Origin of the sequence: Luteibacter rhizovicinus, assembly GCF_004342265.1 — a bacterium.
Classification (GTDB): Bacteria; Pseudomonadota; Gammaproteobacteria; order Xanthomonadales; family Rhodanobacteraceae; genus Luteibacter; species Luteibacter rhizovicinus_B.
Map to the genome: position 1 here is coordinate 708,778 of NZ_SMCS01000002.1, position 17,453 is coordinate 726,230.

23 protein-coding genes and 1 tRNA gene are annotated in these 17,453 nt (G+C 62.9%); 5 read left to right on the top strand and 19 right to left on the bottom strand.

Annotated elements, in window-relative coordinates:
• From EC912_RS07280 to EC912_RS07300, 5 genes are read right to left on the bottom strand one after another with little or no spacing between them, the layout of a single operon-like run.
• A complete protein-coding gene (locus EC912_RS07280) occupies positions 1–621 on the bottom strand; it encodes a LolA-related protein (protein WP_243649182.1) in 621 nt (206 codons plus the stop codon).
• Entirely contained in the window at positions 569–1,519 is a 951-nt protein-coding gene (locus EC912_RS07285) for an acyltransferase (RefSeq protein WP_207906777.1), read from the bottom strand. The genes EC912_RS07280 and EC912_RS07285 overlap by 53 nt, the downstream gene beginning before the upstream one ends.
• Positions 1,516–1,821: a hydroxymyristoyl-ACP dehydratase gene (locus EC912_RS07290; protein WP_132142472.1), complete on the bottom strand. Its 306-nt coding sequence runs from the start codon at positions 1,819–1,821 to the stop codon at positions 1,516–1,518. Before EC912_RS07290 ends, EC912_RS07285 begins: the two co-directional genes overlap by 4 nt.
• The gene (locus EC912_RS07295; RefSeq protein WP_132142473.1) at positions 1,818–2,585 is read right to left on the bottom strand and encodes a xanthomonadin biosynthesis protein; all 768 of its coding nucleotides are present in this window, start codon (positions 2,583–2,585) and stop codon (positions 1,818–1,820) included. The genes EC912_RS07290 and EC912_RS07295 overlap by 4 nt, the downstream gene beginning before the upstream one ends.
• Positions 2,586–2,596: 11 nt before the next feature.
• Complete coding sequence (locus EC912_RS07300; protein ID WP_132142474.1) at positions 2,597–2,866, bottom strand: phosphopantetheine-binding protein; 270 nt, start codon at positions 2,864–2,866, stop codon at positions 2,597–2,599.
• A 180-nt stretch (positions 2,867–3,046) separates the two neighbouring features.
• On the opposite strand from EC912_RS07300, the gene EC912_RS07305 reads away from it, so the two are divergent.
• A complete protein-coding gene (locus tag EC912_RS07305) occupies positions 3,047–4,033 on the top strand; it encodes a pteridine-dependent deoxygenase (RefSeq protein ID WP_165973531.1) in 987 nt (328 codons plus the stop codon).
• A 3-nt stretch (positions 4,034–4,036) separates the two neighbouring features.
• Here EC912_RS07305 and glmU read toward each other — a convergent pair whose 3' ends face one another.
• The 13 genes from glmU to queD form a co-directional block, all read right to left on the bottom strand.
• Positions 4,037–5,413 (bottom strand): bifunctional UDP-N-acetylglucosamine diphosphorylase/glucosamine-1-phosphate N-acetyltransferase GlmU, encoded by a 1,377-nt coding sequence (gene glmU, locus EC912_RS07310; protein ID WP_132142475.1) that lies wholly within the window; start codon positions 5,411–5,413, stop codon positions 4,037–4,039.
• Positions 5,414–5,486: 73 nt separating this feature from the next.
• Positions 5,487–6,563, bottom strand: coding sequence for a DUF748 domain-containing protein (locus EC912_RS07315; protein WP_132142476.1), 1,077 nt, complete (start codon positions 6,561–6,563; stop codon positions 5,487–5,489).
• A 102-nt stretch (positions 6,564–6,665) separates the two neighbouring features.
• On the bottom strand, positions 6,666–7,091 hold the full coding sequence (locus tag EC912_RS07320; RefSeq protein ID WP_132142477.1) for a F0F1 ATP synthase subunit epsilon: 426 nt from the start codon (positions 7,089–7,091) through the stop codon (positions 6,666–6,668).
• 92 nt (positions 7,092–7,183) lie between these two features.
• Positions 7,184–8,596 carry a F0F1 ATP synthase subunit beta gene (gene atpD, locus EC912_RS19510; protein WP_132142478.1) on the bottom strand — a complete coding sequence of 471 codons (1,413 nt, stop codon included), beginning with the start codon at positions 8,594–8,596 and terminating at the stop codon, positions 7,184–7,186.
• Positions 8,597–8,668: 72 nt separating this feature from the next.
• The gene (gene atpG / locus EC912_RS19515) at positions 8,669–9,577 is read right to left on the bottom strand and encodes a F0F1 ATP synthase subunit gamma (protein ID WP_132142479.1); all 909 of its coding nucleotides are present in this window, start codon (positions 9,575–9,577) and stop codon (positions 8,669–8,671) included.
• Between the two features lie 92 nt (positions 9,578–9,669).
• The gene (gene atpA / locus EC912_RS07335; RefSeq protein ID WP_132142480.1) at positions 9,670–11,220 is read right to left on the bottom strand and encodes a F0F1 ATP synthase subunit alpha; all 1,551 of its coding nucleotides are present in this window, start codon (positions 11,218–11,220) and stop codon (positions 9,670–9,672) included.
• A gap of 57 nt (positions 11,221–11,277) precedes the next feature.
• On the bottom strand, positions 11,278–11,811 hold the full coding sequence (locus EC912_RS07340) for a F0F1 ATP synthase subunit delta (protein WP_132142481.1): 534 nt from the start codon (positions 11,809–11,811) through the stop codon (positions 11,278–11,280).
• A 2-nt stretch (positions 11,812–11,813) separates the two neighbouring features.
• Entirely contained in the window at positions 11,814–12,284 is a 471-nt protein-coding gene (locus tag EC912_RS07345) for a F0F1 ATP synthase subunit B (RefSeq protein ID WP_132142482.1), read from the bottom strand.
• An 80-nt stretch (positions 12,285–12,364) separates the two neighbouring features.
• Positions 12,365–12,649, bottom strand: coding sequence for a F0F1 ATP synthase subunit C (gene atpE, locus EC912_RS07350; RefSeq protein WP_132142483.1), 285 nt, complete (start codon positions 12,647–12,649; stop codon positions 12,365–12,367).
• 84 nt (positions 12,650–12,733) lie between these two features.
• Positions 12,734–13,573: a F0F1 ATP synthase subunit A gene (atpB, locus tag EC912_RS07355; RefSeq protein WP_132142484.1), complete on the bottom strand. Its 840-nt coding sequence runs from the start codon at positions 13,571–13,573 to the stop codon at positions 12,734–12,736.
• Between the two features lie 3 nt (positions 13,574–13,576).
• Complete coding sequence (locus EC912_RS07360; RefSeq protein WP_132142485.1) at positions 13,577–13,942, bottom strand: ATP synthase subunit I; 366 nt, start codon at positions 13,940–13,942, stop codon at positions 13,577–13,579.
• A 177-nt stretch (positions 13,943–14,119) separates the two neighbouring features.
• Complete coding sequence (locus tag EC912_RS07365) at positions 14,120–14,446, bottom strand: phasin family protein (protein ID WP_132142486.1); 327 nt, start codon at positions 14,444–14,446, stop codon at positions 14,120–14,122.
• Between the two features lie 69 nt (positions 14,447–14,515).
• Positions 14,516–14,878, bottom strand: a complete 363-nt coding sequence (gene queD / locus EC912_RS07370) for a 6-carboxytetrahydropterin synthase QueD (RefSeq protein WP_132142864.1) — start codon at positions 14,876–14,878, stop codon at positions 14,516–14,518.
• Between the two features lie 226 nt (positions 14,879–15,104).
• Here queD and EC912_RS19745 point away from each other — a divergent pair, with 226 nt between their 5' ends.
• Positions 15,105–15,692 (top strand): LuxR C-terminal-related transcriptional regulator, encoded by a 588-nt coding sequence (locus tag EC912_RS19745; protein ID WP_279389021.1) that lies wholly within the window; start codon positions 15,105–15,107, stop codon positions 15,690–15,692.
• Between the two features lie 82 nt (positions 15,693–15,774).
• Here the strand turns inward: EC912_RS19745 and EC912_RS07380 are convergent.
• A tRNA-Met gene (locus EC912_RS07380) sits at positions 15,775–15,851 on the bottom strand.
• Between the two features lie 184 nt (positions 15,852–16,035).
• Between EC912_RS07380 and EC912_RS07385 the strand changes: the two genes are divergently transcribed.
• The 3 genes from EC912_RS07385 to bfr all read left to right on the top strand — a co-directional run bounded on the left by EC912_RS07385 (position 16,036) and on the right by bfr (position 17,430).
• A complete protein-coding gene (locus EC912_RS07385) occupies positions 16,036–16,569 on the top strand; it encodes an RNA pyrophosphohydrolase (RefSeq protein ID WP_132142488.1) in 534 nt (177 codons plus the stop codon).
• 70 nt (positions 16,570–16,639) lie between these two features.
• Complete coding sequence (locus EC912_RS07390; protein ID WP_132142489.1) at positions 16,640–16,843, top strand: (2Fe-2S)-binding protein; 204 nt, start codon at positions 16,640–16,642, stop codon at positions 16,841–16,843.
• 107 nt (positions 16,844–16,950) lie between these two features.
• A complete protein-coding gene (bfr, locus tag EC912_RS07395) occupies positions 16,951–17,430 on the top strand; it encodes a bacterioferritin (RefSeq protein WP_132142490.1) in 480 nt (159 codons plus the stop codon).
• Positions 17,431–17,453: the final 23 nt, after the last annotated feature.

The following is a 17,453-nucleotide window of genomic DNA, read 5'->3' on the forward strand; positions in this document are numbered from 1 at the left end:
TCACGGTGCCCCGCCGCACAGTGCCGCAAGATTTTCACGCGTGGGCGTCGCCGGCATTTTCGTTGCCAGATCGCCCAGTAAATCGATGGCGACATCGCCGTCGGCTTCCTCCATGCGCATGCAACCTGGCTCCGTACCGGCGCCGTCGATGCGAATAGCCGAGATCTGCTTCGCGATGCGCGCGTCGCGCGGCGTAAGGGTAAGCGTCCAGTGAACGTCGCCGCGCGCGAGCTTCACATCGAATGCATCGCCGAGACGCGACGGATCGCCACCGAGCAACGCAACGAAACTATCGAGCAGCACCTTGAGCTGCGGCGCCCGCTGCAATGAAAAACTGCGTGGCTTTTTCCCTTCGCGTTGCTGGGTGACTTCGCCGTCCGCGATGGTGGCGGTCTCGCGATTGGGTGCGTCGACGCGGCGTTCCAGCCGATCGCCGCCGAGCCAGGCCAGTTCGCCCGAGACGACCAGCGGCTTGTCGAGCACGCGCATGAAGCGCGCTTCCGCGAACGGCGTGCGCGCGGGTGGCGGGCGCTTCAGCGTCGCGATGAACGCGTTCGCATCGCTCGCTTCAGGCGTCGACCTGGCGTACGAGAGAAGCGGTATCAGCGCGAGGATTAACACCAGTGTCTTGCCAGAAATCATAGAAGTTGAACCAGTTATAGGGGGCCAGACGCGCGTAATGCTCCACCCGCTGAGCGTAGCGGGAAATCAGTTCGTCGAGAGCCTGCGCGCGCCGTTGCCGAGGAATTTCCACGCGGTCGCTCAATGCTTCGAAAATCAGCTTGTAGCGATTGCCGCCCATGTACAGGCCCATGCACAGCACGACCGGCACCTGTAGCGCCGACGCAACCAGCCAGGGTCCCACGGGAAACGGCGCGGGCGAGCCGAGCAGCGGCGCTTTGCGCAAGGCCTCGTGGGCACGGCCGCGGTCGGCGAGCAACGCGACCATACCGCCCTGACGCGTCGCCTCGGCCATGGCGAGCGTGATCGACGTACCGTCCATCGACGAGTCGATGACGCGAGCGCCCACATCCGGTGCAAGCGCTTCGAGCAACATCGTCATGGCTGGGGTTTTCTGTTTGTCGAGCACCACGCGCAGCGGTATGTCGGGCCGGCGCGCGCCCAATGCACGCAATGCTTCGAAACTGCCCTGGTGGGATCCGATCAGCAGAACGCCACGGCCCATGGCGATGCGCTCGTCGAGGACGTCGAGACCGATCGTTTCTATATCGAAACGTTTTTCGCCGTGTGCGAGAAGAAATATCCGATCCAGCAGCGTCGACGCGAAACAATGGATGTGACGCATCACTTCCAGCGGAGTCGCCGGCCGACCGAATACCCGCGCCAGATAGGCCTTTGATGCCTCGCGCTCTGAGCGGCGACGCAGATAGAAATACAGGGTGATCGGGTACAGCAACGCGCGGCCGGCACCACGACCGCCATGCAGAGCGATGGCGCGAATGAGCCAGATGGCGAAGCGACCGCCGCCTTCGCGCTGATGCTGCCAGTGTGCGGTCATGTCGATCCTTCGACGGTGCCCCGTGCCAGCATCGTGCCGGCACGTACGATCGTAAAGCGCATGCGGTATTCCGAAATTTCAGTAAGAGTGAGCATCGCCTCTTCGCCGGGAAGCAAAGGCGCGACGAATTTCGCATCGGCGATGGACCGCAAGCGAAGGCCTCGCCATTCGCGCCATGCCAGAGCCACCTGCTCCAGCAGCAGAACTCCCGCGACAATGGGGCGCCCCGGAAAATGCCCCGCAAAACTGGGATGACCGGGCTCGAAGCGGATACCGCGGGTTATCTCCGGCAAATCGCTCATGGGCCACCCCGACGCCAGTTGCTCAGCAGTTCCGGCCAGCGCAGCGCGAGCTGCGTCGCCATGTCAACGGGCCCCACATGAGGCACGTCGCGAAGCAACACACGACGCACCGGATACTCGACGAGAAACGCCGCTGCAATGACGAGATAGCAGCCAACATGTGCGTATGCCATGAAGATGCCTCCTTCCAGCCGGATGGGTACGGCGACGCCGAGCGTCGCCAGCAAGCCTTCCGGTGCGGCAAAGCAGAACACGAGCGACAGGAGCAAAGCCTGAACAGCCAACAGCCCCGTCCAGAAAACGGTCAGGCCCCGTGCATATCTGGCCACGCCCGGCAGGGCGAGCCGGTCCCCGCCCTCGATAGTGGCGATGAAATACGCGATGAGCGGCTGATGGCCTCGCAATAACGTGCGCCCGAACAGCCATGCGATAGCCAGATTGATCAGCGCCGGTAGCGCATCCATCGACGTCGTCAGCCAGCCGCGTGCCGCCAGCCAGACGAGCACCGCCGCCAACACCGGCCACGCGATGTACGCAGGCGTGCGTCGTGCCAGCAGCGCGGGAAACAGCACAGCGGTAAGCAGCGAAAGCATGGCCAGCAGCGACAACCATTGGCGATGCGTCATGGCGCCGGCGAAGGCCAGCACGGCATACGTCGCGACACAGGCGATCATCCACGAACGGCCCGGCGCAGCCTGGGACGCGGGGAGAACGGATGGGGATGCCGGATTGCCGGCGTCGGGACGAGCGCGCTCGACGCTCATCGACGTTCCGGTCAGGCGACGCGGTGCTGTTCGATATGCTCGGACAGTTTGCGCAGGTTGGAGAAGATCTGCCGGTTGTCGGGATTGTCGGAACGGAGCTGGAAACCGTAACGCTTCGACACCGCCAGCGCGATCTCCAGCGCATCGATGGAATCCAGTCCCAGGTCGCCGCCGAAGAGGGGAGCTTCGGGATCGATCTGTTCCGGCTTGGTACTTTCGAGGTTCAGGCTGTCCACGATAAGCGTGGCCAGTTCATTTTCTGCTGCGGTTTGTTCTGCCATGCTCTTTCCAAGTCCCCAAAATCTGCCATCCCCCCCGGATGTCAGCGGCCGCGGAGTGTATCACAGGGCTTGCCGGCGGACGCTCTTCACCGATGTGAAAACCGCTAACTATCAGTAGCCTGCGTCACTTCGACACGACCGCGTTATATGATGGACTGCACGAATCGAACGGAAGGTCAGATGGCATCAGGCAGCGAAATGAGGGAGCGGGACAGCGCCCCTGTCCACCCAGCTCCCAGGGTCTGTTACCTGCCGGAAGACCGGGCTCCCTCATCCCACGCACTCGCCACGTTCGGCTTCGGCGCGCACGCCGCGACGTATGACGACCCTCGACACCTGAGGCTGGCCATGGAGCCGCTCGGCATGTCGATGGGCGAGGAATGGCGAGTGTCGTCGCCCGTGACCTTCGGACGCGAAGGCGCCCTTCGCTGGTCCCGCGGAGGCGGCTGGCTGTACGCCGCGATCGAGCTGGACGAAGACGAGCATGGCGGACCGGAAGCCACGGCGGCTCGCGCCTACGACGCGCTGTCGCGATTCGTGGCCGGCAGTCCCGAGTGTCACGTGCAGCGCATCTGGAATTATCTGGCCGACATCAACCTCGGTACCGGCGACGACGAACGCTACAAGCATTTCTGCAACGGCCGCATCGTCGGCATGGGCGACATCTTCGCGAACGGCTATCCGGCCGCAACTGCCATCGGCCACCACGACGCGGCGAAAATCCTGCAGGTCTATCTGCTGGCCACCGATCGTCCGGGCACGCGCGTGGAAAATCCACGCCAGGTAAGCGCCTGGCAGTATCCCCGCCAGTACGGACGTACCCCGCCCAGCTTCGCCCGCGCCACCCTGCTGCCTGCGGACGACGTTCTCGCCATCTCGGGTACCGCATCGGTCGTGGGACATGCGTCGGCGCATCGCGACGACCTGGACGCGCAGCTTGGCGAGACACTGGCGAATCTGGACGCACTACTGACGGCAAGCCACATGCCGGCAGGTTTCGACAGCTACGCCCCGCTGAAAATTTACGTACGCCACGCGGACCACGCCGCTCGCGTGCACGCTTTTGCGGCCGCGCACATGCCGTCGGCACCCTTGCTGGTGTTGCACGGGGATATCTGCCGTTCCGACCTGCTCGTCGAAGTCGACGGCTGGCGCTATCGCGCCTGAGCCCTATTTTTTCTTCGGTCGCTGCCAGCCTTCGATCGACGTCTGGCGGACTCGCGCCACCGTAAGCGCATGAGGGGGAGCATCTCTCGTCACGACCGCGCCAGCACCGATGGTGGCACCTTCGTGCAGCGTGACCGGCGCGACCAGTGCGCTGTTCGAGCCGACGAAGACGTTGTCCTCGATCGTCGTGCGACTCTTGTTCGCGCCATCGTAATTGCAGGTAATCGTACCCGCGCCGATGTTCACGCCACGACCGATGACGGCATCGCCCAGATAGGTGAGGTGATTCGCCTTGCTGCCCTCGCCCATCGACGTCTGCTTGGTTTCGACGAAGTTGCCAACGTGCACGCCGGCGGCGAGATCGGTCCCAGGACGCAGCCGGGCGAACGGACCGATCGTGCACGGTCCATGCGTCACCACGCCATCGAGATCGCAGTGCGCGAGGACGACGGTGCCCGTCGCAAGGCGCGCATTACGAATACGCGTGAACGGACCGATGCGCACATCGTCGCCGAGTTCGACGCTGCCTTCGAAGATAACGTTCACGTCGACTTCGACATCGCGTCCGGCACGGACCGTTCCGCGAACGTCCAGTCGCGAAGGGTCCGCCAGACGCACGCCGGCAAGCGCGAGTCCGCGCGCCATGCGCTGGCGATACAGCGCTTCGAGTTCCGCGAGCTGCCACGGATCGTTCGCACCGGCCGCTTCGATCTCATCGCAGTCGACGCATAGCGCAGGCGTGCCATCCGCGGCTGCGAATTCGAAGACATCGGTGAGGTAGTACTCGCCCTGCACATTGGCGTTGCCGAGGCGGGATGTCCATGCCAGTAACTTCGCCGCGTCGCCGGCGAGGATGCCGGTATTGATCAGGTCGACCGCGCGCTGCGCTGCGCTGGCGTCTTTTTCTTCGACCACGTGACGCACATGCCCGGAAGCGTCGAGGATCACGCGTCCATAGCCTTTGGGATCGGCGACGCGGGTCGCAAGCATGGCCAGCGGCTCGTCCGCCGCGACCAGCCGGCGCAGCGTCTCGCCGTGAATCAACGGAACGTCGCCGTAGAGCACGACCACGCGCCCTTCCAGTACGCCGTTGGCGCGGAGATGTTCCAGCGCGGTGCGTACGGCGTGACCGGTGCCCAGGCGCTCGGTCTGCTCGATCCAGTCCAGCGTCGTATCGTGCGCGAACGCGGCCGTGACTTTGTCGCCGCGATGCCCGTGCACGACATGGATACCGGCGGGATCGAGGGTCCGCGCCACGTCGATCACATGCTGCAACAACGGGCGTCCCGCCAGCGGCATCAATACCTTGGCGGTCGCGGACTTCATTCGCTTGCCTTCGCCGGCAGCGAGGATCACGACATGGATGGGTGTTTGGGTCATGGCTTATCTTCGGCGCATGGTGGCAGGGCGTCACTTTGGCCGGTTTCGGCGAGCATGCCAAGTCCGCCGGACGTTACGGGTTATCCGGGCGGTGGGTCAGGTGCTCGAGGTTCGGTTTATACGCCTCGATGAATGCATTGCGCAGGATGCCGAGGATCGCCGACACCGTATCCAGGTCCTTATCGCCGATGTGACCGCTGATCGGCACGCGGGTGGCGAACTGATCCTTTTCGTGGTTCTTGAAGACCTGAACCACACCTTCCGCTACCGCCTCATAGGCGATTTTCAGCGGCCCCTTCTTATCCTGCTGAACGTCCTGCTTCCAGCTGAAAATCTTCAGGCCATGGAAGAGCGGCTTGGCGTATCCGGTGAGATTGCGATCACGCGCTTCCAGCTCCATCACGAAATCGCCCTCGCCACCCGCGAAGTCGAGCCCTGAATACGCCCGCGCGAGGTCGTTCGCTTTCACGAGCTTGACGTTGTGCACGGTGAGTTCGTAGTGAAAATCGCCAAAGCGCTCCAGCGGATCGAACGAAGCGCGCGTTTCCAGCGGCGCATCGCCCAGCACGTTGGCCGTGGCATGCAACTGCGCGACGCGCGACCCCGACGTCTTCTCCACATTTGTGAGGTTCGTCGCCGTGCCGTTGACATCGGTCATCTTGAGATCGACCTTTGGGCTCGACACGAAATTGTGGAACGTCACGACACCATCGACGACATTCACTTCTTCCAGGCGCATCGGCGACAGAGCCTTCAGCTGCGCACGCCAGTCCACGCCTTTACCCGTCTGCGTATCGCCCTCGCCCTTACCGTCCACGAAGTTGAGTTCCGGACGGAAGAAGTCGACTTTCCCACGCACGTGGCCTCGTGTGAGCGCGCGCCAGCTGAGCGCGATTTCTGTACGCTCGGCACTGAACAGCGGCACGGGTACCTTGCCGTCGACCTTCGTGATCACCAGACGGTCGATGCTGTACGCACCGCGCCAGAGATGGATGTCGATATCCGCCATGCGCCCCGAGTAGGAGCCCATGCTTGCCATGCGTCCATTGAGGTAATTGAGGACGGCAAAAGGCAGCGCGATTCGCGCCGCGATCAGGACGACGGCAACGATCCCGAGGATCCAGAGACTGCGGCGATAGTGGGATTTCATGTCACGGAGGCTGGCATGCAAACGGTCGTCGGCAGATGAAGGAAGCAGTAAAAGCAAAAAGCCGGCGCTGGGCCGGCTTTTTGCTTTTACTGTGCGACTGACTCAGTGCTTCAGCGTCTTGCGCAAGCGCTCCAGCGCCTGCAACTGCGCGAGGGCTTCGGCCAGCTTGGCCTGGGCTTCGGCAACGTCGAGCGTATCGCCACGGTTCGCGAGCGCGTCCTCGGCTTCCTGCTTGGCGGCCAGGGCCGCTGCTTCGTCGAGATCGGCGGCGCGTGCCGCGGTGTCGGCAAGAATGGTCACGACCTGCGGCTGCACCTCGAGGATGCCGCCGGAGACGTAGAACTGCTGGCGCTCGCCGTTGGCCAGAACCACGTCGATGTGACCGGGCTTCAGGCGGGTGATCAACGGCGCGTGCCGGGGAGCGATACCCAGCTCGCCGAGTTCACCGGTGACGACCACCAGCGTAGCGTCGCCCGAGTAGATCTCGGCTTCGGCGCTGACGATGTCGACACGAATGGTGTGGGTCATGGGTGCGATTCCGTAAACGAAGGGGGATCAGGAACGAGAAGCGTCCGGGGTGCGGGACGAGATGCCTTGCCGGCGTCTCGTCCCTGACGACCTCAGGCGGCCTTCTTGGCGCCCATGTCCTCGGCCTTCTTGATGGCTTCGTCGATGCCGCCGACCATGTAGAAGGCCTGCTCCGGCAGGTGATCCACTTCGCCGTCGACGATCATCTTGAAGCCGCGGATCGTTTCCTTCAGCGCCACGTACTTGCCCGGCGAGCCCGTGAAGACTTCCGCGACGTGGAACGGCTGCGAGAAGAAGCGCTCGATCTTACGGGCGCGCGACACCGCTTCCTTGTCTTCCTGCGACAGCTCGTCCATACCGAGGATGGCGATGATGTCCTTCAGTTCCTTGTAGCGCTGCAGCGTGCCCTGAACGCGACGGGCGACGTCGTAGTGCTCCTGGCCGATGACGGCCGGGTCCAGCTGACGGCTGGTGGAATCGAGCGGATCGACCGCCGGATAGATACCCAGCGAAGCGATGCTACGGCTCAGCGTGACGGTCGCATCGAGATGCGCGAACGTGGTCGCCGGCGACGGATCGGTAAGGTCATCCGCGGGAACGTAGACGGCCTGGATCGACGTGATCGAGCCGGTCTTCGTCGAGGTGATGCGCTCCTGCAGCACGCCCATTTCCTCGGCGAGCGTCGGCTGGTAACCCACCGCCGACGGCATACGGCCGAGCAGCGCCGATACTTCGGTACCGGCCAGCGTGTAGCGGTAGATGTTGTCCACGAAGAACAGCACGTCGCGGCCCTTGCCGTTCTCGTCCTTCTCGTCGCGGAAGTACTCGGCCATGGTGAGGCCGGTCAGCGCGACGCGCAGGCGGTTGCCCGGCGGCTCGTTCATCTGACCGTAGACCATCGTCACCTTGTCGAGAACGTTGGAGTCCTTCATCTCGTGATAGAAGTCGTTACCTTCACGAGTACGCTCACCCACGCCGGCGAACACGGACAGACCCGAGTGCGCCTTCGCGATGTTGTTGATGAGCTCCATCATGTTCACGGTCTTGCCGACACCGGCGCCGCCGAACAGGCCGACCTTGCCACCCTTGGCGAACGGGCACATCAGGTCGATGACCTTGATGCCGGTTTCGAGGAGTTCGTTCGCGGCTGCCTGGTCGTCATACGACGGGGCTTCGCGGTGGATGACCCACTCGGCTTCCGCGCCGATCGGACCGGCTTCGTCGATGGGATTGCCCAGCACGTCCATGATGCGGCCGAGCGTCTTCTTGCCGACCGGCACCTTGATGCCTTCGCCGGTGTTGCGGGCGATGAGGTTGCGGCGCAGGCCGTCGGTCGAACCGAGGGCGATCGCGCGGACGACGCCGTCGCCCAGCTGCTGCTGGACTTCGAGCGTAATCGCGGTGCCGTCGATCTTCAGTGCGTCATAAATGTTCGGCACCTGATCGCGCGGGAATTCAACGTCGACCACCGCACCGATGATCTGAACAACTTTGCCCTGGCTCATGGGTATAGCTCCGGATGAATCTTCTAAGGTATGTGTTACGGCGCCGCTTCGCGTCGCCATCGATGTCTTGCGTCAGACCGCGGCCGCGCCGCCGACGATTTCCGAGATTTCCTGGGTAATCGCGGCCTGACGGGCCTTGTTGTAAACCAGCGTCAGTTCGTCGATGACCTTGTTCGCGTTGTCCGATGCCGCCTTCATGGCCACCATGCGCGCGGCATGTTCGCTGGCCAGGTTCTCGAGCGCGGCCTGGTAGACCACGGATTCGATGTAGCGCCCCATCACGTGCTCCAGCACGGTCCGGGCATCGGGTTCGTAGATGTAGTCCCAGTCGTGCTTCTGCTCGACCTTGACGTTGTCCGCGCCAGCGCCTTCCGCCTGTTCCATTTCCGTCGCCACCAGCTGCAGCGGCAGCAGGGCGTGGACGGTCGGCTTCTGAACGATGGTGTTGACGAAGTCGTTGTAGACCAGGAACACGCGATCGAGGCTGTTCGCGGTGTACGCGTCGAGCACCACCTTGATGACGCCAATCAGGTCTTCCAGCTTCGGGCGGTCGCCGAGATGCGTCGCCGTGCCGATCAGGTTCACGCCCTTGATGCGGCGGAAGAACTGCACGGCCTTCTGGCCGACGGCAACGATGTCGACATCGACACCCTTTTCCTGCCACTCGCGCACCGCGATAAGCGTGCGACGGAACAGGTTGGAGTTCAGGCCACCGGCCAGACCGCGGTCCGTCGACACGACGATGTAACCGACGCGCGCGACGTTCGTCCGCTCCGTGAGGAACGGATGGGTGAAGTCGGTGCTCGCCTGCGCAACATGTGCAATGACCTTGCGCATCAGGCGCGCGTAAGGACGCGACGCCTTCATCATGTCCTGCGCCTTGCGAATCTTCGAGGCCGAGACCATTTCGAGCGCGCGCGTCACCTTGCGCATGTTCTGCGTGCTCTTGATCTTGGTTTTGATTTCGCGTCCGCTTGCCATCTCGTACTCGCAGTTGGTTGAATCGTCGACCGTTTAAAGCTTCAGCCGTGCAACGCGAACCGGCATTGCCGGCCCGCGCTTACGACGGCTGCTTACCAGCTACCCGTCTTCTTGAACTCGTCAGCGGCGGCCTTGAAGGTGGCCTCGATGTCGTTGTTCCAGTCGCCGGACTTGTCGATCTTGTTCATCAGTTCGGCATGGTTCTGACGCATGAACGCGTGCAGACCCTTCTCGAACGGCAGCACCTTGTTGACCGGCAGGTCGTCGAGGTAGCCCTTCTCGGCCGCATAGACCGACACGCCGAGTTCGGCGATCGACAGCGGCGAGTACTGCGCCTGCTTCATCAGTTCCGTGACGCGCTGGCCGCGGTCCAGCTGCGCGCGCGTGGCGGCATCGAGGTCCGAAGCGAACTGCGCGAACGCGGCGAGTTCGCGGTACTGCGCGAGCGAGAGCTTCACGCCGCCCGAGAGCTTCTTGATGATCTTCGTCTGCGCGGCACCACCGACTCGCGACACCGAGATACCGGCGTTGACGGGCGGACGGATACCGGCGTTGAACAGATCGGTTTCGAGGAAGATCTGGCCGTCGGTGATCGAGATCACGTTGGTCGGAACGAACGCCGAAACGTCGCCCGCCTGGGTCTCGATGATCGGCAGCGCGGTCAGCGAACCGGTCTTGCCCTTCACTTCGCCATTGGTCATCTTCTCGACGTACTCCTCGCTGACGCGGGAAGCGCGCTCGAGCAGACGCGAGTGGAGATAGAACACGTCGCCGGGATACGCTTCGCGGCCCGGGGGACGCTTCAGCAGCAGCGAGATCTGGCGGTAAGCCACGGCCTGCTTGGAGAGATCGTCGTACACGATGAGCGCGTCTTCGCCGCGGTCACGGAAGTACTCGCCCATGGCGCAACCGGCGTACGGCGCGACGTACTGCAGTGCGGCCGACTCGGACGCCGAAGCGACGACGATAATCGTGTTGGCCAGCGCGCCGTTCTCTTCGAGCTTGCGCACGACGTTGGCGATCGAGGAGCGCTTCTGGCCGATGGCGACGTAGATGCACTTAATGCCGGAGTCTTTCTGGTTGATGATCGCGTCGATCGCGACGGCGGTCTTGCCCGTCTGGCGGTCGCCGATGATCAGCTCGCGCTGGCCGCGGCCGATCGGAATCATCGAGTCGATGGACTTGTAACCCGTCTGCATCGGCTGGTCGACCGATTTACGCCAGATGACGCCCGGCGCGACCTTTTCGATCGGGCTGGTGCCAACGGCGTCGATGGGGCCCTTGCCGTCGATCGGGTTGCCGAGCGCGTCGACGACACGGCCGAGCAGGCCCGGGCCGACCGGCACTTCGAGGATGCGGCCGGTGGTCTTGGCGGCATCGCCTTCGCGCAGGTGGACGTATTCACCGAGGACGACCGCACCCACCGAGTCGCGCTCGAGGTTCAGCGCCAGCGCGAAGGTGTTGTTCGGCAGTTCGATCATTTCGCCCTGCATCACATCGGCCAGGCCGTGGATGCGCACGATGCCGTCGGACACGCTGATGATCGTGCCTTCGTTGCGTGCCTCGGCGCCGAGCTTGAACTGCTCGATGCGGGTCTTGATCAGCTCGCTGATCTCGGACGGATTCAGTGTGGTGCTGGACATGGTCGGTTCCTTGGGTTGCGCCGCGCTAGCGGCACCCGGTGTTATGAGAATCTCGTATCAGTGCGTCAGCGCGCTGGCCAGTCGCTCGAGGCGACCGCGAGCGGAGCCGTCGATAACCTGCTCGCCCGTGTCGATCACGACACCGCCCAGCAGAGCCGGATCGATATGCGTGTCGATCTCGATCTCGCGCTTGAAGCGGCGCTTGAGCGAGGCACGCAACGATTCGGTCTGTGCGGCGTCGAGGTCGAGGGCACTGGTGACCTTGACCTTCATCGTCGACTCGGACTCGAGCTTCAACTCGTCGAAAAGCGCAGCGACTTCGGGCATCAGGTGCAGGCGACCGTTCTCGGCCAGTTCCTCGAGGAACCGCGCGAACGGAGCGTCGTTACCCATGCCTTCGGGCAGATGCAGCGCGACCAGCTGCGCAGGAAGCACGCGCGGATCGTTAATCAGGTCGGCCACTCGGGAATCCGCAGCCACGACGGCGGCGAAGCCGAGGGCGCGGGACCAGTCGGCCAGCGAACCCGACGCGTGCGCTACTTCGAAGGCAGCGCGCGCGTAGGGGCGGGCAAGGGTAAGCGCCTGGGCCATGATCAGATCTCGGTAGCGAGCTGGTCGAGCAGTGCCTTGTGGGCAGCCGGATCGATTTCACGCTGGACGATTTTCGATGCACCCTGGATAGCGAGGGCACCGACCTGCTCACGAAGCTGCTCGCGGGCACGCTGGGCCATCGAAGCGATGTCGTCCTGGGCCTGGGCCTTCAGACGGTTGATCTCTTCGGTTGCTTCCGCACGAGCCTTTTCGAGCAACTGGTTACCCTGCTGCTGAGCCTTGTCGATGATCTCGCTGGCCTGCTGACGAGCCTGCTTGATCTCGACGGCGACCTTGGCGTCGGCATCCTTGAGTTCGGCGCGGGCACGCTCGGCGGCGGCGAGGCCATCGGCAACCTTCTTCTGACGTTCTTCGATGGCGCCGCTGATCTGGGGCCAGATGAACTTGGTGGTGAACCAGACCAGGATCGCAAAAGAGATCATCTGGCCCAGGAAGGTCATGTTGATTTCCATGATCTCTCCGATTTACTCCGAACGCGTTTGGACGAACGGTTGCAGTGGCGGAAACCGCCACGGCAACGGCGATCACACAATTAGTGTGCTGCTGCGGCTGCAGCCTGGAGCACGCTGATCAGCGGGTTCGAGAAAGCGAACAGCAGGGCAACGGCCAGACCGATAATGAACGCGGCGTCGATCAGACCGGCGAGCAGGAACATGCGGCCCTGGAGCAGCGGGACCAGTTCCGGCTGGCGAGCGGCCGACTCAAGGAACTTCGCGCCCATGAGCGCGATACCGAGACAGGCGCCAAGCGCGCCGAGGCCGATGATGATGCCGATGGCAATGGCGGTCAGGCCCTGCACGTGTGCGATGAGTTCCATGGTGTTCTCCTGCAATGCGTAATTAAAAAATGGAAAAGAAACGAAACAGAATGGGACTAAAGGGTCTAACGTCAGTGCGGTGAGTTAGTGATGTTCACGCGCCGTGGCGATGTAGACGATCGTCAGCATCATGAAGATGAACGCCTGGAGGGCGATGATCAGGATGTGGAAAATCGCCCACGCCGTGTTGAACACGACGCCGGGTACGAAGCTGATCCAGCTCACCATCAGACCGGCAATCAGCATGAACACCAGTTCGCCGCCGTACATGTTGCCGAACAGTCGCATGGCAAGCGACACGGGCTTCGACAGGGTTTCGACGACGTTGAGAAAGAAATTCGGGAGGACCAGGATGGTCTTGGCGACCGGGCCTTCGGCATGGAACGGCGCGGTGATCAGTTCCTTGCCGAAACCGAAGCCGCCCTTCGCCTTGATGCCGTGGCCGATGACGATGAACAGCACCGCGACGGACAGGCCGATGGTAGTGTTGATGTCGGCCGTGGGCACCATGCGGAAGAACGTGTGGTGCGCCGTTTCAGCACCGGCGAAGGTGTGGACCAGCCAGCCGCCGAGGTCGACCGGCAGCAGATCCATTGCATTCATGAAGAACACCCACATGAAGATGGACAGCGCCAGCGGCGTCACCGTGCGACGGTCGCCATGGAACGTGTCTTTCACCTGGGTATCAACGAACTCGACGATGATCTCGACGAACGCCTGGCCCTTCGAGGGCACACCCGACGTCGCCTTGCGGGCGTACAACCAGAACCACAGACAGAACAATGCGCCCAGCACGAACGAGACGACGATGGAGTCGACGCGCACGTTCCAGAAAGCACCTGCATCCGGACGGAAATTGATCACCATGTGGTTCAGGTGATGCTGGATGTATTCGGTCAGACCGCCCTGCGGTTCGCTCACCATGCCTCAACCCTTGAATCTGAATGCAAATACGTTGACCGCGAAGCCCGCCACGAGCCCCACGAGGGCGGCCAGCGGCGGTAGCTTCCAGTAAGCCAGGACCAGCAGGACGCCACCGATGAAGACGGTCCACTTAAGGAACATCCCCAGCAGCAGCCTCCCCGTCGCTACCGTCGCATTGCCCAGCGTGCTGAAGAACCGCGCGGCGAACAGCGCGTTACCTAAAGCGACGATGAGGGCGCCCGCAAAGGCGGCCAGACCAGCCGACCGACTCTGCAGTGAGAATGCGATGCCCACCAGCACGGCCATCACCAGCTGCGCGAATACAACGCGCAAAGCCAGACGACGACCGGCGGCAAGACTGTTCAGCAACGCGAGGCTCCCGTGAGGTTTCGCTCAAAGGCGGCACCAGATAGTTCTACGGGCCACGGTCTAATCTGGAAAAGTATACCAGTGCCGTAAACATACGGACAAGCTGCAAAACCTGCGACAACGCTCTCCGGCGTGACCGACGTCACGCCGTCTCGGGAACGGCCCGGGGTGGAGGGGTCAGTCGTTACCGGCGGGCGTCACCATCGCGGTCAGGGTGTTGGCAGTCTGGCGGGCCACGTCGAGGATTTCGCCGGCGGTGGTTGTGGCGCGGGCCGCATTGTCGCGCTGGCATCCCTCGCCCTTCTCCCAGATGGCACGGAGCGCGGTGGCGTCCTGCGCCACCATGGCATCGGCGAAAAGCCCGGCCACGGAACGCGCCTGGTTTTCCATCGCCTGCATCTGCAGGTCGGCAACGCGTTCGAAACCGCGCCATGCCACAGCCTGCGCCGCGGTTGCCTGCTCGACGAAATGCGCGAACGAACGATGATCGGCAAACGGCGTCATGAGGAACTGCCAGGGGAGGTGGGGACCTGAGTGTAGCGACTGCTGCTGCGATGCACCATCGGGTGCGGCTCAGACGTCGGCGACGCCGAATTCCGCACCGGAGGTGCAGGTTTCATGGATCACGACCTTCGCCAGACCGGGGACGTCCACGCGCAACCGCTCGAAAATCCAGCGGCACAGATTTTCGCTGGTCGGATTTTCCAGCCCCTCGATATCGTTGAGGTAATGGTGATCCAGGCGGTCGTATAGCGGAGCGAACCGCGCCTTGAGATCGGCGAAGTCCATCACCCAACCGAAGTGCGGATCGGGCTCGCCCTCGACATGCAATTCGACCTTGAACGAATGACCATGCAATCGCGAGCACTTATGCCCCTCGGGAACGTTCGGCAGGCGATGGGCGGCCTCGATGTGGAAGATCTTGAAGATGCGCATGGGCCTACGGAAGAACATGGGAAGCGCCTATTGTACCGGGCTGGCCGACATCACGAATGTCAAAGTGGTCTTCACGACCTGGTTCTCAATTCCGTGCACCAGATCACATGAGCGCAAGACTTTTCGCACGTGCAAGAATCAAGTGGTATCTTCCGCAATCTTCTGCGACCCGTAATTCCGGTCCTTCGCCGCCTTGGAGGCTTCGATGTGCCTGACCCCGAGTTCAATGATTCCGCCCGCCTCGCACCACCTGTGCGGACTGGCGGAAGAGGTTTTCGCGGCATCGCCGCTGCCCTGTCTCGTCTGGCAGCACGATGTGGAGCGCGCAGTGATGGTGAACGCAGCCTTCGAACGCGAATTCGGTGCGGACCCGAAGCTGGCCGGCCCCGAATGGCTGACCCAACGATTCCAACCCTGCGGCGAGGACGATGAATTTCTCCTCCGGAAGGACGGCGAGCCGCACGGGCGCTACCGCATCACCCGGCAGGCCATGTCGGTTCCGCCCACCATATTCCATGCCGTATTCCTGCAGCCGCTGCCAGACGATCCGCCGCTCGGTCACGAACGCGCGAGTCACGCCTTCTCGGCCCTCCGGCCCGATGTCGCGCTGACCCGGCGCGAAATCCAGGTGCTCGACGGCATCATGCGCGGCAAGCTCAACAAGATCATCGCCGGCGAACTGAGCATCAGCCAGAAGACCGTCGAATTGCACCGGGCGAACCTGATGGCCAAGCTGCGGGTGCACAACGTCGTGGAACTGGCCCGCGCGGTACTCGACACACCGCATATCCCGCTCCACCTCGCCGCCGACTGATACGAAACGCCAGAACAAAGCCGCCAGAACGAAAAATGCCCCTTGCGGGGCATTCGGGACCCAGGGGTCCGGTGACGCATATTGGTGGCTAGAGGCGGGCTCGAACCGCCGACCTCAGCATTATGAGTGCCGCGCTCTGACCAGCTGAGCTACCTAGCCGTGGAACCTGGTCGTCGTGAACTGTAACGATTCACGAAGGCCGGGCAGTTTAATCGCGGGACGGGTTCCATTCAAGTAGCGCCTTGCCCGCCGTTCGTACGCTGTGGTTGAATCGGGGCGCGAGGGCACGCTGCCGCGATGAAGGAAGCTTCCTGCATCGCATGGCTTCGAGCGAGGAGGCGAGATGATCGACGCTGATGGCTACCGACCAAATGTGGGGATCGTGCTGCTGAACGCGGATGGCCGCCTGTTCTGGGCGCGTCGCGTGAACCGTGACGGCTGGCAGTTCCCCCAGGGAGGCATGCGCAGCGACGAAACGCCGCTGGAAGCCATGTATCGCGAGCTCGAGGAAGAAACCGGCCTCGCCGCGCACCATGTCGAAGTGCTTGCCGCCACGCGCGGCTGGCTGCGTTATCGCCTGCCGAACCGCTTTGTCCGTCATCACCAGCACCCCACCTGCATCGGCCAGAAACAGGTCTGGTTCCTCCTGCGCCTGACCGGCGGCGAGGACGCGCTGAAGCTCGACGCCTGCGAGAAACCGGAATTCGACCTGTGGCGCTGGGTGGATTTCTGGTATCCGGCCAATCACGTGGTGAACTTCAAGCGCCAGGTATACGAACGCGCGCTGCGCCAGTTCGCGCCGATGGTCGAAAGCGTCTGCTCGGTGACGATCGGAACCTGCCCGGCATCCGCGGCACCCCAGTCCGCGACGGGCTGACCGCTCGACCGCCGGCCTTCACATCCTCGCGGTTGACAATCGTTCGCATTCGCGTTCAAAATCTGCACCCATGTACATCTGCATGTGCAATGCCGTCACCGACCACGCCATCCGCCGCGCCGCGGCAGACGGCGTGCATTCGTTCGCCGACCTTCAGGCCCGCACCGGTTGCTCGGATTGCTGCGGCACCTGCGAGCCCGAGGCGCGCCAGTGCCTTTCGGACGCCGTCACCGAGGCCCGGTCGACGCTTTCGTTCCTGCCGACGACCGCCTGACACCGCCAGTCCGGCGCCATTCGCACAAGCGAACCATGTTCATTCTCGTTACGCCCTGGGATTCGCGGCTTGCGTATAGTCGTGTCTGAACTATCAGGGAGATCCCCATGAAGGGCGACGCGAAGGTCATCGAATTCCTCAACAAGGTCCTCTACAACGAGCTGGCCGCCATCAATCAGTACTTCCTGCATTACAGGATGTTCAAGGATTGGGGATACAACGAACTCGCCGACCACGAGTACAAGGAATCGATCGAAGAGATGAAGCACGCCGATAAGCTTATCGAGCGCATTCTCTTCCTCGATGGCCTGCCGAACCTCCAGCACCTCGGCAAGCTTCGCATCGGCGAAAACGTCGTCGAAGCACTGCAGGGCGACCTCGATCTGGAAATGGTAGCTACGAAAGACCTGCGCGAGGCCATTGCCTACAGCGAAGGCATCCACGATTTTGTCAGCCGCGACCTGTTCCGGCACATCCTCTCTGAGGAAGAAGAGCATATCGACTGGCTGGAAACGCAGTTCAGCGTCATCAAGGACATCGGTCCAGAGCGCTACATGCTCAGCAAGGTTGGCAAGATCGATAGCTGATCGACGTTTTGAAGAGGCCTCGC

What these genes read in the sequence shown, in the direction of transcription:
- EC912_RS07315 (WP_132142476.1), bottom strand. Translation starts at nt 6,563, where the DNA reads ATGAAATCCCACTATCGCCGCAGTCTCTGGATCCTCGGGATCGTTGCC.
- EC912_RS07320 (WP_132142477.1), bottom strand. Translation starts at nt 7,091, where the DNA reads ATGACCCACACCATTCGTGTCGACATCGTCAGCGCCGAAGCCGAGATC.
- queD (WP_132142864.1), bottom strand. Translation starts at nt 14,878, where the DNA reads ATGCGCATCTTCAAGATCTTCCACATCGAGGCCGCCCATCGCCTGCCG.
- EC912_RS07345 (WP_132142482.1), bottom strand. Translation starts at nt 12,284, where the DNA reads ATGGAAATCAACATGACCTTCCTGGGCCAGATGATCTCTTTTGCGATC.
- EC912_RS07365 (WP_132142486.1), bottom strand. Translation starts at nt 14,446, where the DNA reads ATGACGCCGTTTGCCGATCATCGTTCGTTCGCGCATTTCGTCGAGCAG.
- EC912_RS07295 (WP_132142473.1), bottom strand. Translation starts at nt 2,585, where the DNA reads ATGAGCGTCGAGCGCGCTCGTCCCGACGCCGGCAATCCGGCATCCCCA.
- atpD (WP_132142478.1), bottom strand. Translation starts at nt 8,596, where the DNA reads ATGAGCCAGGGCAAAGTTGTTCAGATCATCGGTGCGGTGGTCGACGTT.
- atpE (WP_132142483.1), bottom strand. Translation starts at nt 12,649, where the DNA reads ATGGAACTCATCGCACACGTGCAGGGCCTGACCGCCATTGCCATCGGC.
- EC912_RS07385 (WP_132142488.1), top strand. Translation starts at nt 16,036, where the DNA reads ATGATCGACGCTGATGGCTACCGACCAAATGTGGGGATCGTGCTGCTG.
- EC912_RS07290 (WP_132142472.1), bottom strand. Translation starts at nt 1,821, where the DNA reads ATGAGCGATTTGCCGGAGATAACCCGCGGTATCCGCTTCGAGCCCGGT.
- EC912_RS19745 (WP_279389021.1), top strand. Translation starts at nt 15,105, where the DNA reads ATGATTCCGCCCGCCTCGCACCACCTGTGCGGACTGGCGGAAGAGGTT.
- EC912_RS07390 (WP_132142489.1), top strand. Translation starts at nt 16,640, where the DNA reads ATGTACATCTGCATGTGCAATGCCGTCACCGACCACGCCATCCGCCGC.
- EC912_RS07305 (WP_165973531.1), top strand. Translation starts at nt 3,047, where the DNA reads ATGGCATCAGGCAGCGAAATGAGGGAGCGGGACAGCGCCCCTGTCCAC.
- glmU (WP_132142475.1), bottom strand. Translation starts at nt 5,413, where the DNA reads ATGACCCAAACACCCATCCATGTCGTGATCCTCGCTGCCGGCGAAGGC.
- atpG (WP_132142479.1), bottom strand. Translation starts at nt 9,577, where the DNA reads ATGGCAAGCGGACGCGAAATCAAAACCAAGATCAAGAGCACGCAGAAC.
- bfr (WP_132142490.1), top strand. Translation starts at nt 16,951, where the DNA reads ATGAAGGGCGACGCGAAGGTCATCGAATTCCTCAACAAGGTCCTCTAC.
- EC912_RS07340 (WP_132142481.1), bottom strand. Translation starts at nt 11,811, where the DNA reads ATGGCCCAGGCGCTTACCCTTGCCCGCCCCTACGCGCGCGCTGCCTTC.
- EC912_RS07285 (WP_207906777.1), bottom strand. Translation starts at nt 1,519, where the DNA reads ATGACCGCACACTGGCAGCATCAGCGCGAAGGCGGCGGTCGCTTCGCC.
- EC912_RS07300 (WP_132142474.1), bottom strand. Translation starts at nt 2,866, where the DNA reads ATGGCAGAACAAACCGCAGCAGAAAATGAACTGGCCACGCTTATCGTG.
- atpB (WP_132142484.1), bottom strand. Translation starts at nt 13,573, where the DNA reads ATGGTGAGCGAACCGCAGGGCGGTCTGACCGAATACATCCAGCATCAC.
- atpA (WP_132142480.1), bottom strand. Translation starts at nt 11,220, where the DNA reads ATGTCCAGCACCACACTGAATCCGTCCGAGATCAGCGAGCTGATCAAG.